Raw genomic sequence first — 15,321 nt, 5'->3', positions numbered from 1 at the left:
TGCCGGCCGAAACCGGCGACGCTTTGCCAAACACCGCGTTTTGCGCTACCCTTGTAAAGGTTTTTTAAAAACTGAATACATAGCAAAGGAAGGAATTTCTCGTGAATTCTAAGAAAAGTTTTTTAGGGATCGATAGCCCCCGCGACATGGTGCTAGCGGCCCTAGTTGCTGCCCTCTACGTCGTGGTTACGATGGCCTTGCCAGCCCTAAGCTATGGTGTTGTTCAAGTTCGTTTCTCCGAAATGTTCAACCACCTGGTCAGTTTTAATCGGCGGTACATTGTCGCGGTCACGCTGGGCGTCTTTGTCGCCAACATCTTCGGCTCCTCGCTGGGACTCCTCGACGTGGTCACCGGGACCACCCAAACTCTCTTGGCCCTACTGGTCATGTACTGGTTGGGACGTTACGTCCCCAATAAGATCGGCAAGCTCGTGTTGAACACGGTCGTCGCCGTTTTCTTCATGTGCATGATTGCCTGGGAATTCGCGTTCATCGCCAAAACGGCTTTCTGGCCAACGTTTTGGGACAACTGGCTATCCATTGGGGCCGGCGAACTCGCCAGCATGGTGGTCGGCGGGATCATCATCTACCTGCTCAGTCTTAAAATCGATTTTACCAAGTAACCGAAAACGGCGGCCAGTTGGTCGTCGTTTTTTTAGTGGTTTTATCACTAGAACGCTCCACCACCGGAGCCGCCCCCAAAACCACCCGAGCTACCACCGGAAAATCCACCGGAACCGCCCGTAGTGGAACTGGCGCCCCCGGAAACTTGGAGTGAGCCGGAAATTCCGGAATTAATTGCGTCCCCCAAATCGGCAAAACCGTAGTTTTCGGTACCGATATAGAAGCCAACAAACCCGGCCGCCAAGGCATCGGCGCCAAAGTCGACCTTTAATTTAGCGATGACCTGTTTGGACAACCCGAACGCTGCGGCGTACGGTAAAATATCTTCCCACAGGATGAGATCGCCAATTTTAGCGGTGTTGAAGTTCCCGATGTCCTTCAGCATCCGGCGAAAGCCCCCGATGTCGTTGACCAAAATCAACCCTGCTGCGTTGTTGCGGTCGATGTGCCGACGAAGTTGCCGCACACTGACCCACAGGGCGATGAGGCCCAACCCACTTAGGCCGGTACCCCAAGCGCCAACGGTCGGATTGACGACCCAACTCACGCCGGCGGTCAGCACCAGGAGGACGGTCAACCGTAGGCCACGCGTCAGGTAGCGCTGGCGCAAATCCACGTTATCGGCATCCTGATAGGGTTCGACGTCCTGGTTAATTTCTTCTTGCCACTGGTGGAACCATTTCCCGAGCCGGCCCTTTTGGTCCTTTTTCCCGTACTGTTTCAAATCAGCCAACGTAAACGATCCGTCCTGCCCAATCGTTTGAAAACAGTGCGTTAAAAACGAATTGTCGAGTTCGGCCTTCCGGGTTAATCGCATGGTTTGGTGACGGCCCTGCTTTTCGGCGGTCAGGGTCAGTTGTCGCCGACTCGCCGCGCGTAAGATTTCTCCGGTCAACGCGTTGGTGTTCGGTGCCGCCGCATCGACCAACGATTCCGCCACGGCTGGGGCCACAGTTGGCACGTCAAACGAGTGCGGAATCGGAATGGGGTGCGGGTACCGGTTACCCGGATGCCGGCGGAACCACCGGACGTCCAGACCAGCGACAATCACGGTCGCCGTCACTAACAGGGCAAAACTACCACCCACTAACCACCGTTGCCGCTGACGTTTAGCGTTAGCTTGTTGCGCTAAACGGGCCTCTTGTCGCTGCACGGCAGCCTTTTTCTTCTGGGCCACCCGCGGCGCTTGTGGGGTCACACTAGTGGGAAAGAGTAAGTGACTCTCCACAGCCGTCTTCGCGGCCACTTGGGGAACGGTCAACGTGACCCGTCCCCGTTGCCGGTCGACCTGGGTATGACCCGCTAGTGGCCCGTGCGTCCACGCCTGTAATTGTGACACCCGCGTGGCCGGAAGTTGTATGGTCACTTTAACTTGGTGTAAGGGGACCTCCCAGCCCGTTCCGACGATTTTCCAATTCAGTTCGGCGGTGTCCAAGTAGTTCGTGACCACCCCCGTTAACGCCAGGTGATAGGTCACGCGCAAGGTGTCTCCGTCCGTAACGGGCCGGTACACCTTGGCCTTCAAGCGCTCCGGCGTTTGGGTCAACTGATAGGTGTTGGTGGCCCCCGTCGACGCCGCGGCCACGGCCCGGGTCGCCTGCCGGTTCAATTGCGTGGTCACACCGGTTAGGCGGCCTCCCTTGATTCCCCGTAAGTCCTGAACCACGAAAACACCGTGGTAATCATCGTCAAATCGATAAGTCACGTGTTGTGTCAGATTTGCGTTGCCGTTTTTATGTATATTAATCTGGGTCCGGTACGCCGAAATCCGGTAATCGGCGTGCGCGGTGACGGGAGAGAAACTCCCCACCACGACCAGTCCCAACAGAAGCCATCCCCAGTACCAAAGCTGTCGCATGTTAGCCCCTCCTCGATTCGCATTTATGCGTTAACAGTCCCTTTTAGTGTAGCATAGTGCCTAAACGTTCCTATAGAGAAATGAAATAATTTAGACGCATTCGGATAGGGAAAATTGAGATAAACCAAGTTGCCCACCTGCTCTCAGAATCTAATGGCATAAAATCTGTTTTGAAATTGACCACTACATTGAATGAACACTCACCCATTTGGGAATTGTTTGAAAAGAAATCATTAATTACCAGTATGAGCTGGAGAGCCAATCAGAAACGGGCTCAGGGGTGTCGTTTGTCTTGGTCGGCGTTTTTTGTCGACCTAGACAAAGGTCGGTCTTCAAGACCTGATCTGCGGGCTTGAAGCCGTGCCCACCCCGTTCCAGCCCGTTTCTGATTGGATCGGAAGCGCCATCAAGGACAAATCTTATTAGGTTTAACCCCTTTAAATTGGTCGCAAAAAAGACCACCGTTTGGGTTAAACGGTGGCCCCCTTCACACATGTATTAGATTCTGCCAAAAGGCCTAACGCCCACCGGAAAACCCCGTTTCCCGGCCTCAATCCGGGCGTTAGTCCAGTTCGTCAGCACCCATAGAATACACCCGCACCGTAGTAACACCAACTAATTTGCCTTTACAAAATCGGCGAAAGCAGGCGTGAGGCGGTTTGCTTGAATTTCAAATACAGTGACTGTTGATCGAACTTCTCCGGCGTAATCAACTCGCTATGCGTCATATCAATTTTATAGATGTTCTCGAGTTGCGTGGCAATCTGTTCGTCATAAACAAACGCGTTGATTTCGAAATTTAACTTAAAGCTCCGGTAGTCCATGTTAGCCGACCCCACGGACGCTAACTTCCCGTCGACCACCATGGTCTTGGCGTGAATGAACCCGTTATGGTAGTAATAAATCTTGACCCCGTCGTTAGCCAACTGCCGGGCGTAGTACTGGGTCGCCCGGTACACGAAGGCGTGGTCGGGTTTGTCCGGAATCATGATCCGCACGTCGATGCCGGCCATGGCCGCGATCCGCAACGAGTCCAACACACTATCATCGGGAATCAGGTACGGCGTTTGAATCCACAGGCTCTTTTCGGCCGTCTGGATCATCCGCATGTACCCCATCTTGATCTGTTGAAGATCGGAATCCGGCCCGCTCGACACAATCTGCAAACTAGTTTCCCCCTTCACCGTCGTCAACGGGAAGTAGCGCGAATCAATCTTCTGGTCGTTAAAGGGATGGTCGCGATCCGTCGCGTTCCAGTCCAACATGAAGCGGGCCTGCAACGAGAAGACGCCCGAGCCGATGATCCGCAAATGGGTGTCGCGCCAGTACCCAAACTTTTCCTTGCGGCCTAGGTACTGGTCACCGATGTTAAAGCCCCCGACGTAGCCGACCCGCCCATCGACCGTCACGATTTTTCGGTGATCTCTGAAGTTCAGCCGAAAGTCGATGACGGCCGACCGGGTGCCCAGGAAGGGTTCCACGTGGCCACCGGCGTCCATCAGGGGTTTAAAGAACCGTTTCCAGGTCCCCATCGACCCCCACGGATCGTAAATCACGCGGACTTCGACGTCCGCCTTGGCCTTTTGCACCAAGAGGTCTAAAATTTCGTTACCGATCCGGTCGTTATAAAACGTGTAAAATTCGATGTGCACGCTCGACGTGGCCTGTTCGATGTCTTCCATGATCATCCGGAAGAGGTCGTGGCCGTCCGTAATCACCTGCACCTTGTTCTGGCGGGCCAAAAAGGCCTGATCGGTCGACATGAACATGTTGACCATGTTGATGACCGAATGGCTGATGCGGTCGGCCGGCATGATCTGTTTACCTAGCTTTTGGCGCTGCTGTTGCAACCGTTCGTCCAGTTGCATCGCGACCTGGTGTTGCAAACGAAACATCCGGCCCTTCGGCAGCTTTCGGCCAATGAACGCGTAGGCGATGAACCCCACGATGGGGACCAAGACCAACACCAGCATCCAGGCCCAGGTGGCGGCGATATCCCGTTTCTCACGGAACACCGTCAGAAAGGCCAACACCGCGTTTAAGATAATGATGGCCTCAATAATCGCAGAAATACTCACAGTTAGCTCCTCCTTCTCTCTTTGTCCTTTTCATCATACGCCAAAACCGGTAAATGTCTTTACTTTTTTTTAAGTTTTGAATCGTCTACAATAAGAATAATTCTTAAGGGGGTTCAAGCAATGTTGACTCACGGTATCACCCTCTTGGGCGGTCTCCACGGAACCAGTCCATTTCGGGTCATTCACTGGATTTTTCGAGAAAATCCGATGGTGGGGGTTATTCTCCTCGTCGGTATCGTCTTATATTTGATTTACCGTTACGCTAACCGTCGTTAGTTTCGTCATGCGGGTTGAACACATCTAAAAAAGGGTTCCGCAGAATCAATGCAATTCTGTGGAACCCTTTTTTCATCGTTAGCGTTTAAAAAGACGCGGCCGGGTCACCTAACTGGCTGTAACCCGTGTCGTAAGCAATTTTGACACCCGCCTGAATGTTGAAAATGTAGACGTTATAGCTGATATCTTTGGTTTCGATCGACTGGGCCTGCATGTGCACGCCCCGAGCGACCAGTTCGTTACCGCGAAAAACCGGTTGGACCTGATAGCGCACGTGATCACTCGGATGGGTCCGCAGGTAACTGGCCACCGGATTCTCGTAAGCCGTCATACCCGGATCGTTAAGCGACCGGGTCCCGGTCATCAAGTTTTTCCAGTTGTTGTTCTGGCCCGTTAACTGATAGCCGATCAGGTGACAGCGGTTATACAGATACCCCCGCTTACCGTTGACCGTATAGGACTTGTTATGCCACCCCGTGGGCGTCACGTTGAGCGGTTGCCGCTTGGCGGTCGGCATGATGCTTTTGCTCAACATCGCGTTGGCCGTGGTGACCCGGTTCAACCCATCCAGGTTGCCGTAGCTCTGCCAGGCCCCCTTCTTCAGGGACAAGTCGCTCCCGGTAAAGGTGGGCTTGTTGTGGTTGACCGCCACGATTTGCGTGCCCTGATAGGCCTCTTGCGCTAGTGCCTTGGTGGCCACCGATTGTTTCGGTGTGGTGGTGGCTCCACTCGACTTTCCCGCCACCTGATTGATGACCTGACTAGCCTGGTCCGTAATTTTCCGGGCCGTCGGATTGCCCTGACCGCTCAGGCTACCGACCAGTCCCACTAAGACTAATAAAATCGCCCCGTAAATGGAGAGCGACGTCCCCCGACGGCGTCGACGACGTTTACCCATTCCTAATTCCTCCCTCAATTCTCTGCACTGTGCCCCTATTTTACCAGAAAAAAGCGAACAGTTGTGCGCCTTTTCGGGGCGAAATTGTCAACGGAACTTAATCTTTTTTTAACGCCCTGGCCGCAAACCAACCGCGGGTCCATGCTATACTGGTCTGGGATGAGGAAAGATTCAGCAAACACGGTGTACCGTGTGATTATTTTTAATGAGGTGAATTAATCATGAAGAAAACCCGGATTTATGCGACCATCTTGAGTCTCGTCGCCCTAGTCACCATCGGGTTAGCTGGCTGCAGTAAGAGTAGCCAATCCGGCAGCAACCAACAGGCTAGTTTTAAGAACCAAACCACTAAGAAGAGTGACGTGAAGTCAACGGTGACCGGTACCCAGCAACTCTGGTACGTAGCCGGTGGCGTCAACGCTAAGAGCAATTCTGGCCTAGAAGCCTACCGCTTTAACAAGAACGGTAAGGCCACGGTCTACAATGTCGATAAGTTCTATAAGACCTACAACGCCGCCAAAAAGGCGAAGGCTCTGAACAAGGCGGGTTCCCTAAAGGCTACCTTTACCACCAAGGGCAACCAGACTGTCATTCACTTCAAGGGGAAGCTCTCGGGCATCCCGATGACCCAGAAGTTCACGGTCAAGAAGACGTTGACGGGCACCAACAAGTCGACGGGCTTGAAGGTGGCGGGTTACCACATTGACCGCGATGTCGACGAAGACGTGACCAACGCCGTTCTGGTTAAGATCAACAACTAAATTTGGATTTTATGAGCGGGCTTGCCATGGTGAGCCCGTTTTTTTAACTGATTCGTTTCACTGACAGCGGTTACATTTTGCGGTATGATGGGGCCAAAAGGAGCGTGATTTGTATGCTGTCACACCATTGTTTGACTCCCCTAACGCCCACCGAACTCGCCGAGAAACGTCAGGCCTGCTACGCCTTGGTTCGCGACTATCCCTGGTTGATCCCCGTGACCGTGGCCGCCGGCGCTTTCCCCGCAGTCGTGGCCGCTCACGGTTTCTGGAAAACTCGTCAGCTCAAAAAGCAACTCCAAATCGAACGGGAAAAGACTAAGCAGTTGGCCCTGCGGTCGGCTCATCCCGGCAAGCGGTCCCACTTACGACCATAATTTCTTCTAACGACGGGGAACTCCCCGTCGTTTTTGGGTGTGACTGGACCGTTAAAGGCTGTTTTCATCGTCGCTAAGCCATTAATTTTTTAAAATTTAATTTCCACCAAATCATTAGCTGATAATTATCAATATAATCACTTTATTATCAGAAACCATCAATTTATCAGTCGTGAATGGCGAATATCTCGTTAAAACTAGTTAAAACGATTAGAAAAAAGTAATTCAAAAGCCTTTTCAGCCCCTTTTCACAATTGATAATTATCATCTAATCATTTGCATTATTTACTCGTTAATTTTCTTCACAATTTCTTCACAATTACCGGTTATGCTACGGGTATACCAAAAACCTAATTAACCAACCTTTTTTCATTTTATTCACCAATAAAATGAATCCCCGTTCTAACCAAGCGGGTCGACCGCCTCCTAACCAGAGACGGTTTTTTAGTTAAACCACGAGGGTCCCCGTAAGCCGTTGAGTGCTTGCGGGGACCCCTTTGTTTTTTCAGTTAAACTTACTCCCGCCGTAACCGGTCGGGATGTCGCCGGTCCTTCTGGCGGTAATAATCCCGGGCAAAATCAATTAGGGGCCGCAGCGCCACTACGGTAATGGTGCCGGGCGCCACCGTCATGCGTTGGACGGCTCGCGGATGGGCCTGTTCGAAGCGCGTGCCCAGCGCCTTAAAATCGTCGTAAGGTTCCAGCGCAACGTTTTTAAAAGTGGTCCACACCGTCTGGTCACCCTGTGCGACGGGGGCAACCTCGGTAAACTGAGGCCGGTTGATCGTCGATTCAGCCAGGTGCAGGGCCGTACAGCTCTCATAACCGGTCCCTAACATCACGATTTTCCCGTCCAGCGCGTAGAGTTTTTGTAAAGGACTAGCGGGGCCGAACGGGAGATCATAGGTCGTGGTCTCACAAATTTCGACGCTATTTTGGCCCCAGGCACACAGGGAGTACAACGGATGCCCGCTGCGCACCGTTCCCGGTAAAGTCCGGAAATATTCCGGGGTCTTCCCGATAAAGTGCGTCGGACTAAGACGGCGGTCGAACGGCGGCATACTCGCGCGAATCCGTTGAACCGCCGCGGGTACGGCCGGTGGCCATTCCCAATCGCCGGGATCCGAATAATCGGCGGTCTGTGCGGGCATCACCAGGTTGCCCTGGCGCAAGACTCGCTTGAGCACGGATACCACGGTCTGTTCACCCCCGGGAATGTAGCCAAATTGGCTTAGCGCCGTATGGACCAAACAACTGTCGGTCGCTTGTAGCCCCAACGCTAGGAGTTGGTCCTGTAACTCTTGGGCGGTCACCACCGCCGTGATGGGCTTCTGTTGCCATGCCGACATCCTTATCACGCTCCCTTTGAAAAAAAGCGCTGGCGCCTGCGCGTCAACGCTTCAATTAACTTAATTAGTTCAACGAATCCCAGGCCGGTAAGGTTTCCGGCGTGGTGGTCAAGATGGCGCGTTGGGCCGGCGTTAAGAACCGCTTGTGAACCACGACTTCGTAGACAAAATCGTCCATCCAGTCGTCGGTCATCACGAAGTAGCCCTGGTCGCCATTCTTTTCACCCCAACTGTTTTCGACCTTCCAACGCGTAGATTGGTCGTCCACCAGGTCTACCCCGGTAAAGGTCATGGCGTGGGATACTTCGGCTTCGTGGTATTCCAAGCGTTGCGCCTTGGTCAGGCTCAAGTCGACACCGAACAGGTCGGCGGTCTGGTAGAGGTGACTGTCGAGAAAGCCCCGTTGCCGACTCATTTGTTGGAGCACGTCGTTACCGAACCAGACCGTTTCACCAGACTTCAACTGCGCGATGGTAGCCTGTTTCAGGTCCGCCATTGGTAAGTTTAGGAAGGTGATGTGTTTGCCGCCCACCACGTTATCCTGACTCGGCAACGCGTAGAGCTTGTCGAAAGCCTTGTCCGGCGAGTTCGATAAGACCACGTAGTCGTCCAAATCCACGTCGAAATACTTGGCAAAGAAGTCCTGAGGCGTCAGGTTCGCGTCCCGGTGGTACTGGTGCTTGTCGTCCTTATATTCCAGGTCGAACGTGGTTGGCGGTTCCCCAATCGAATAGGCCGCCATCCGGTAGACTTCGCTTAACGCGTTCTTGCGAGCCGTCGCAATCTCCGCATCAGTCGCGTGATCCGCCACTAACTGTCGTAAAGTCAACGCATCCTTCCGTAGTTTCAGGTCCAACGCCGCCGCAAACCCAGTGGTGTCGTTGGTGTTAAAGGATTCGGGCATGGCACTGGTCGGCACCACCCCGTACTTTTGGACTAACGCGGCACCCATGGCCCACTGACCACCATCTTCGCCGGGCCGAGCCAGGTAGAAGCTGACCTCCCGATCGCTGGCCGGCTTGCTGGCCGTCCGTAAGATGTTGTCGTAGAAGATGTTGGCGCGTTCGATCTTATCCCAGAAGAACAGGTAACTTTGGGAGAGTTCGAAGTCCTTCACGTTGTACTTGGCGGCGAATTGGTGCCGTAACGTGTTGAGCGTCGAGAACAACCAGCACCGCCCAGAATGCTTCTGGTTGGAGACTTTCCCCGTATCCAGTTCCACGGAGAAGGTCCGGTTCAAGCGGACGTTGGCGTTTGGATCCTCAGAAGCAGCTAAGACCCCACTCTTGCGAACCGCCCGACTAATCACTTCGTGGGCGGGTTGCTTGACTAAGTCGGCGTGAAAGGCCGCTAAATCGGCCGGCGTTAAGGCCGAATTCGTTTGTGTTTCATCCATAAACTCAATTCCCTCTTTCAGCAAAAATGAGAGTTCTCATTTTAATCTCATAATGAATATTTTTATTCTAAGCCTTTCCTCTGGTGAACGCAATCATCCCCATCAAAAAAGTGGTTAGTTGTGCCTAACCACTTTCTTGATGAATCGCTTTATTTAGGCGCCAATCCCCGGTCCAGGAAATCAATCAGATACGGCGCGCGCTGGCTAAACGCCGCGAAGTCGCCCTGCAGGTTCGCTCGCAGCAGGTTGGTCAATACCGTCCCAATCACGAACTGGCCCACCATGTCGTTGGGAATTGCGGCTAATTCGTGCTGCTCCCGTAACTGGTCCAAAATGGGAAACAACGTCTTTTGGATGATGGGGCCGGCATTCAACATCACGCTTTGCCGTAAGTCGTCTCTAATCATCATTTCGTTAATCAGAATCTTACCGACCTGCCAGTTGTCCTCCAAAAACGCCACCCGATTTTCGATTAGCGCCGTCAATAACTGTCGGCGCGTCAGGTGTTGCATGGTCTTGACCTGCTGCGCAAATTCGTGCATCAAGCGGGGTAAGACCTGGGTGACCATCGGCTTTAGCAGTGCGGCCAGGAGTTCGTCCTTCGTCTTGTAACGGCGATAAACCGTGCCCTCGGCGACCCCCGCCCGGTCCGCAATCTGCTTGGTCGTCGTGTTAGCAAATCCCTGTTCGGCAAAGAGTGTCAGACTGGCCGCTAACACCTGTTTTTGTTTCGCCGGGAGATCGTGGTCCTCGGCCATGACCTGGTCAAAGGCCGTGCGAATATCCGTATTTTCCGTCATCTTAAACCCTCCGATACCGTTTTAAACCGATCACGTTGAGTGTGGTGAAAGCGACCGCAAAGAACAGTAAGATCCAGAGATCGCCACTCACGGCGCTGAGACTGAAGCCGCGAGTCGCCACGTTCATCAACGCGTCTCCTCCATAATACAACGGGAAGATGTGGGCCAGCCATTGTAACCAGTCGGGCATGGTCGAGATTGTGATGATGCCCGAGAAGAAGACCTGGGGCACGATCAGCAGCGGAATAAACTGAACCATCTGAAATTCCGAATTGGCAAACGTAGAGATAAAGATTCCCATCGATAACGCCACCATCGCCAGCAGGAAGTTAATCAGTAAAATCAGCCAGACACTGCCCAACATGTGCACGTTAAAGACCGTCAATGCGAAGGTCACCGTGATGATGGTCTGAATCACCGCAAAGAGGCCGTAACCGATCAGGTAGCCGGTGATGATTTCCCCCCGACGCACGGGCGTCGCCAACAACCGGGTCAAGGTGCCCGTGGTGCGTTCGTTTAACAACGAAATCCCCGAGATCAAGAAGACGAAGAAGAACACGAAGAACCCTAACAGAACTGGTAAGAAGGTATCGAAGAACGTCGAGTCCGAGTTACCGTAAAGATAATGGCTCGTGACCGTGTAATTGGGAACCGTCTTCGGTTTAGTCGTGGTCCCCGTTGTCGCCGTCTGGCCCCGCGTCGTACCTTGGGCCGCTTGTAGTTTCTGCTGTTGGGCCATGACCGTCTTTAACACCTTGGCCTGTTGCTGCAGCACTTGTTTTTGGGTCTTGGTAGCTGCCACTAAAGCTTGGACTTTCAACTTGGTAACCCCACCCTGTAAGGCCTGCTTGACCAGCGCCGTATCACTGGGTTGGCTGTTCGAATAGGTCACCGTTAACTTGCCGTCTTGTTCGTGGATAAACGCCGCTAAGTTGTGCTGACGAATAGTTGTTTTGGCGTTGGCGTGATCCCCGTAGGCCGCCAAGTCCGTGTGCTTGTTCTTCAGCGCCTTGACCAGACTGGTGTTCACGTTGCTGACCCCAATCTTGGCCACACTGGTCGAATTGTTTTGGAACAGAAAATACATCAACGACAGGATAAACAATGGCGCAATAAACATCAACGCCAAGGTCCGTTTGTCCCGTAACATTTCGCGTAACACGCGTTTAACGATCGCTATGGTTCTCATCTTGGAGCCGCCCCGCTTTCAAAAATACTTGTTCAATCGTGTCTACCGCATACTCTTGTTTCAAATCGTCCGGCGTCCCCTGAGCCAACGCAATTCCCTCACGGATCAGCATCAGTTCGTCACACCGTTCGGCCTCGTCCATCACGTGGGTGGTCACCAGGATGGCCTTGCCGTGTTGCTTGAGTTGCCGTAGTTCCGCCCAAATCTGTTGACGTAACTCGGGGTCGATCCCGACCGTGGGTTCGTCTAAGATCAACAGGTCGGGGTCGGCAATCAGCGCAATGGCTAAGGACAATCGCCGTTTCATCCCCCCGGAGTAGGCACTGACCCGGCGATTCAACTCAGCCGTCAAATTGACCACTTGGGCCACGTGCGTAATGCTACTGGTCAATGCCGTGCCCGTGACCCCCATCAGTTCACCGAAGAACCGTAAATTTTCCCGGGCCGTCAGGGTCTCGTATAACGCATCGCTTTGGGCCATGTACCCGATTTTTTGCATAATTTGGCGATTGGGCATCTCGGTACCCAGAACCGTGGTCGTCCCCGAATCCACCTTTTCCATCCCCAGAATAGCCTTGACCAGGGTCGTTTTCCCCGCCCCGGACGGACCAATCAGCCCCATCACTCGGCCGGCTGGTAGTTGTAAACTAATTTGTTTTAAGACCACGTTGGCCCCGAACTGCTTGGCCACGTTGCGAACATCAATCATCGGTTGTGCCATCTTCCTCACGTCCTTTAAAATTTATGTAAGTGAGTGCTCACTCATTTATGCTTTTATCTTAAGGCGGGTGCTCCTAAAAGTCAACCCGCCTGGCATATTTCTCTTCTATTTTGCTGATCCCGGGTTCTCGTTCGCCACGGCCCGTAAGGCCAGTTGTCGAATCTGAGCCACTAGGTCATCGTGCTGGGCCACGGGAACGTCACTTAAGAGCTCGTCGGCCACACTTTGGCGTAATTTAACAATTTCCGGATAGAGTTGCTCCCCCCGGCGCGTCAAGGATAACTCGTAGACCCGCTTATCACTCTTCGATTGCCGCTTACGAACGTAGCCCAAGTTCACCAATTGGTTGACGGCCCGGGTCACGTTACTGGGATTAAGATACGTCAAGCTAATCAACTGATCCTGGGTCATGCGCGGGTGTTCGTGTAACCGCAAGATGTAATAGTACATACTGGCGTTCAAGCGATAGGGTTGTAGCCGCCGATCCAAAGCAATTCGCGTGTAGCGATTCGCAATCGACAACCATTTCAAAATATCCGAATCATTTGCCGGTGTGACCATGGTCTCCAGCTCCTTTCATTAAAATTACGTGCGCAAGCATATACTAATTGTCGCTAAAAGTCAAGCAACCCCTTAACGACTGACACCCGCGATAAGTTCACCTACCAGACGAAAAAACGCAAGAGTGTGATAAAAGGTGATTAACTGTCTTGCGGGGTTAATGCTCGCCAGCTGCCTTTTGGCGCACGTTTCAGCACCAGATGTTCGGAACACAAAAAAGCCTGAGACTTTTGTCCCAGACCCATGTTCTTAAATTTAAAAGGCCAGCGAGTTCACATTAGCCCGCTTAGTCTTGGTTGAGGTCCAGAATGGAACCTTGACCACGCCCACGACCTTGTCCTTATCCACAAAGCCCCAGTACCGGCTATCGTTAGACACGCTTCGGTGATCACCGAGGACAAAGTACTTGCCCTTGGGTACCACGGTGACCTTTTTGCCCTTGGCCCAGCCGTTTTGTTTCGAGATGCTGGCTAGCGTCCAGTTCCCGGTTCCGGAGGTCCGTTCGGCTTCACTGATAAAGCTTTGCTTGACCTTCTTATTGTTCACGTAAATGTAGCCATTCTCGCTCTTAACCTTGTCACCGGGTAACCCGATCACCCGCTTGACGTAGTTGGTGTGCGTCTTGGCCGACGGATCTTCCCCGTACGCGTCGAAGACGATGACGCTCAAGTGCTTAATCTTCGCCGGTTTATAGGCAATCACCTTTTCGGCATTGTTCAGGTTGGGCTCCATCGACGGTCCGTCAACTTTAACCCGGGTAAATACATACTGCTTAATCAATAACGCCAACGCTAACCCAATTAAAATCGGAATAACCCAGCTCATAACTTCCCTTGTTTTCTGCATAGTGTAGCTCCTTATAATCTTGCAATTGGTTTTACGCAATAGCGGTCATCATCAACGGCCACTACCGAATTAGAGTAAGTTTAACTGTCTTTAATCTTACCATTTACAACGTAAAATACCCACTTTTTAGCCGAAATTAATCTTTTTGTGAAGATTCTGACCGGACTAGACCACTATTAGCTTGCAAATTCCCCAATTTCCCCTGATAATAGCCAATAGCTGTCCGCAAACGACCGCTTGCGTCAAAAATCAGCCAGCCCCTACGTTAACTAAACTTTACCAGCAAAGTCTAGAGCACCGCTCACCATCATTACATACTCTCTCTCGAAAGGGTGACTTCTTTGAACGCTTCACTATCGCGCGGCCGGCAAATCTGGCTCACACTCCTGCTAGGAACCGTGAGTGCCACCGGCCCGCTTGCTATCGACCTTTACTTACCCGCTTTACCGCAAATGCGGACGCAATTCATGACTAACGCCTCGCTGATGCAACTGAGCATCACCAGTTGTTTGGTGGGTCTGGCGTTGGGCCAACTCATCGCCGGGCCGCTATCCGACCAACACGGCCGCAAACATCCCCTGGTGATTGGGTTTATCGTCTTTGGTCTGGTCTCTTTAGCCATCGCCTTCATCCACTCCATCACCCTGCTGATCACGCTACGCTTCATTCAGGGGATTGCCGGGGCAACCGGTCAGGTGATTGCCCGCGCCGTGGCCCGCGATCTGTTCAGCGGCAAGAAACTCACCCGGTTTTACGCCATGCTGAACACCGTCAACGGGGTCTTCCCCATCATTGCGCCCATCATCGGGGGCTTCATGATTCGCTACGTCGACTGGGAAGCCATCTTCGTTTTGCTGGCGCTCATTGGGTTAGCCATCGCTGTGGCCGTCTTCTTCGGCCTGCACGAAACGCTGCCGGCCGATCAACGTCAGGCGGGTGGTTACCGGGCCTCGTTCGTCGCCATGGGCCACTTCTTCACCCAACCCGCATTTTGGCCCATGATCGTGGCCACCGGTTTAGTCTACGGCGGTCTATTCAGCTACATTTCGGCCTCGACCTTCGTCTTTCAAACCGGTTTCGGTCTGCCGCCACAAACCTTTAGCCTGTTGTACGCCTTTAACGGGTTAGGTATCGTGATCGGCAGTAACCTGCCCGCACGGTTGGCGAAACGCTACTCCAACCGGCAACAACTGACCGGCCTACTGCTCGCCGCCATGGGCGTCAGTGCGCTTCTGCTGGTCTCGCTCCTCTTCCCGGCCAACGTCTGGCTGGTAATCGTTCTGGTCTTACTAATGGTCATGCTGATTGGCGCGCTGTTAACCCTGACCGTGACCGTCATCATGGACCAGGCGGCGCAAAACGCGGGGAGTGCTTCGGCCGTGATTGGCCTGGCGCAAAACGCCTTCGGGGGCTTAGCGTCGCCACTAGCCGGCATGTCCGGGAGTTCCTACGCGGCGATGGCGATCATGCTATTCGTCTGCAACGCCGGGGCTTTTGGCTTAACCAAGTTCCAACAACGACACGCTTGAATTTCAAAGAGTTTGGGACATAAGTCCCTAAATTCCAGTAATTAAAAATTGGTCCTAGAAA

Annotated in this window: 15 protein-coding genes; 5 read left to right on the top strand and 10 right to left on the bottom strand. The window is 52.9% G+C overall.

Annotated elements, in window-relative coordinates:
- Positions 1 to 101: 101 nt before the first annotated feature.
- The gene (locus FD25_RS06270; protein ID WP_057802463.1) at positions 102 to 623 is read left to right on the top strand and encodes a QueT transporter family protein; all 522 of its coding nucleotides are present in this window, start codon (positions 102 to 104) and stop codon (positions 621 to 623) included.
- A 47-nt stretch (positions 624 to 670) separates the two neighbouring features.
- Here the strand turns inward: FD25_RS06270 and FD25_RS06265 are convergent, their stop codons facing one another.
- Both FD25_RS06265 and cls read right to left on the bottom strand, forming a co-directional pair.
- The gene (locus FD25_RS06265) at positions 671 to 2,482 is read right to left on the bottom strand and encodes a DUF2207 domain-containing protein (RefSeq protein WP_057802461.1); all 1,812 of its coding nucleotides are present in this window, start codon (positions 2,480 to 2,482) and stop codon (positions 671 to 673) included.
- Positions 2,483 to 3,108: 626 nt separating this feature from the next.
- The gene (cls, locus tag FD25_RS06260; protein ID WP_057802459.1) at positions 3,109 to 4,560 is read right to left on the bottom strand and encodes a cardiolipin synthase; all 1,452 of its coding nucleotides are present in this window, start codon (positions 4,558 to 4,560) and stop codon (positions 3,109 to 3,111) included.
- A gap of 120 nt (positions 4,561 to 4,680) precedes the next feature.
- On the opposite strand from cls, the gene FD25_RS14060 reads away from it, so the two are divergent.
- Positions 4,681 to 4,836 carry a hypothetical protein gene (locus FD25_RS14060; protein ID WP_157050054.1) on the top strand — a complete coding sequence of 52 codons (156 nt, stop codon included), beginning with the start codon at positions 4,681 to 4,683 and terminating at the stop codon, positions 4,834 to 4,836.
- An 85-nt stretch (positions 4,837 to 4,921) separates the two neighbouring features.
- Here the strand turns inward: FD25_RS14060 and FD25_RS06255 are convergent, their stop codons facing one another.
- Positions 4,922 to 5,734: a DNA/RNA non-specific endonuclease gene (locus tag FD25_RS06255; protein WP_057802457.1), complete on the bottom strand. Its 813-nt coding sequence runs from the start codon at positions 5,732 to 5,734 to the stop codon at positions 4,922 to 4,924.
- A gap of 221 nt (positions 5,735 to 5,955) precedes the next feature.
- Here FD25_RS06255 and FD25_RS06250 point away from each other — a divergent pair, with 221 nt between their 5' ends.
- A complete protein-coding gene (locus FD25_RS06250) occupies positions 5,956 to 6,495 on the top strand; it encodes a hypothetical protein (protein ID WP_057802455.1) in 540 nt (179 codons plus the stop codon).
- Between the two features lie 113 nt (positions 6,496 to 6,608).
- Entirely contained in the window at positions 6,609 to 6,869 is a 261-nt protein-coding gene (locus FD25_RS06245; protein WP_057802453.1) for a hypothetical protein, read from the top strand.
- A gap of 515 nt (positions 6,870 to 7,384) precedes the next feature.
- Here the strand turns inward: FD25_RS06245 and FD25_RS06240 are convergent.
- The 7 genes from FD25_RS06240 to lepB all read right to left on the bottom strand — a co-directional run bounded on the left by FD25_RS06240 (position 7,385) and on the right by lepB (position 13,731).
- The gene (locus FD25_RS06240) at positions 7,385 to 8,218 is read right to left on the bottom strand and encodes an AAC(3) family N-acetyltransferase (RefSeq protein WP_057802451.1); all 834 of its coding nucleotides are present in this window, start codon (positions 8,216 to 8,218) and stop codon (positions 7,385 to 7,387) included.
- A 64-nt stretch (positions 8,219 to 8,282) separates the two neighbouring features.
- Positions 8,283 to 9,614 carry a C1 family peptidase gene (locus tag FD25_RS06235; RefSeq protein ID WP_057802449.1) on the bottom strand — a complete coding sequence of 444 codons (1,332 nt, stop codon included), beginning with the start codon at positions 9,612 to 9,614 and terminating at the stop codon, positions 8,283 to 8,285.
- A gap of 149 nt (positions 9,615 to 9,763) precedes the next feature.
- A complete protein-coding gene (locus FD25_RS06230; protein ID WP_057802447.1) occupies positions 9,764 to 10,414 on the bottom strand; it encodes a TetR/AcrR family transcriptional regulator in 651 nt (216 codons plus the stop codon).
- 1 nt (position 10,415) lies between these two features.
- Positions 10,416 to 11,603, bottom strand: a complete 1,188-nt coding sequence (locus FD25_RS06225) for an ABC transporter permease (protein ID WP_057802445.1) — start codon at positions 11,601 to 11,603, stop codon at positions 10,416 to 10,418.
- Positions 11,581 to 12,324 (bottom strand): ABC transporter ATP-binding protein, encoded by a 744-nt coding sequence (locus FD25_RS06220; RefSeq protein ID WP_057802443.1) that lies wholly within the window; start codon positions 12,322 to 12,324, stop codon positions 11,581 to 11,583. Before FD25_RS06220 ends, FD25_RS06225 begins: the two co-directional genes overlap by 23 nt.
- A 105-nt stretch (positions 12,325 to 12,429) precedes the next feature.
- Entirely contained in the window at positions 12,430 to 12,885 is a 456-nt protein-coding gene (locus FD25_RS06215) for a MarR family winged helix-turn-helix transcriptional regulator (protein WP_057802440.1), read from the bottom strand.
- Between the two features lie 255 nt (positions 12,886 to 13,140).
- A complete protein-coding gene (gene lepB / locus FD25_RS06210; RefSeq protein WP_057802438.1) occupies positions 13,141 to 13,731 on the bottom strand; it encodes a signal peptidase I in 591 nt (196 codons plus the stop codon).
- A gap of 341 nt (positions 13,732 to 14,072) precedes the next feature.
- On the opposite strand from lepB, the gene FD25_RS06205 reads away from it, so the two are divergent.
- Complete coding sequence (locus tag FD25_RS06205; RefSeq protein WP_057802436.1) at positions 14,073 to 15,260, top strand: multidrug effflux MFS transporter; 1,188 nt, start codon at positions 14,073 to 14,075, stop codon at positions 15,258 to 15,260.
- The last annotated feature ends 61 nt before the right edge of the window (positions 15,261 to 15,321 follow it).

Origin of the sequence: Levilactobacillus acidifarinae DSM 19394 = JCM 15949 (assembly GCF_001434835.1) — a bacterium.
Lineage (GTDB): Bacteria > Bacillota > Bacilli > Lactobacillales > Lactobacillaceae > Levilactobacillus > Levilactobacillus acidifarinae.
The sequence above is the reverse complement of the archived record's forward strand: the minus strand, read 5'-3'. Positions and strand labels throughout refer to the sequence as shown.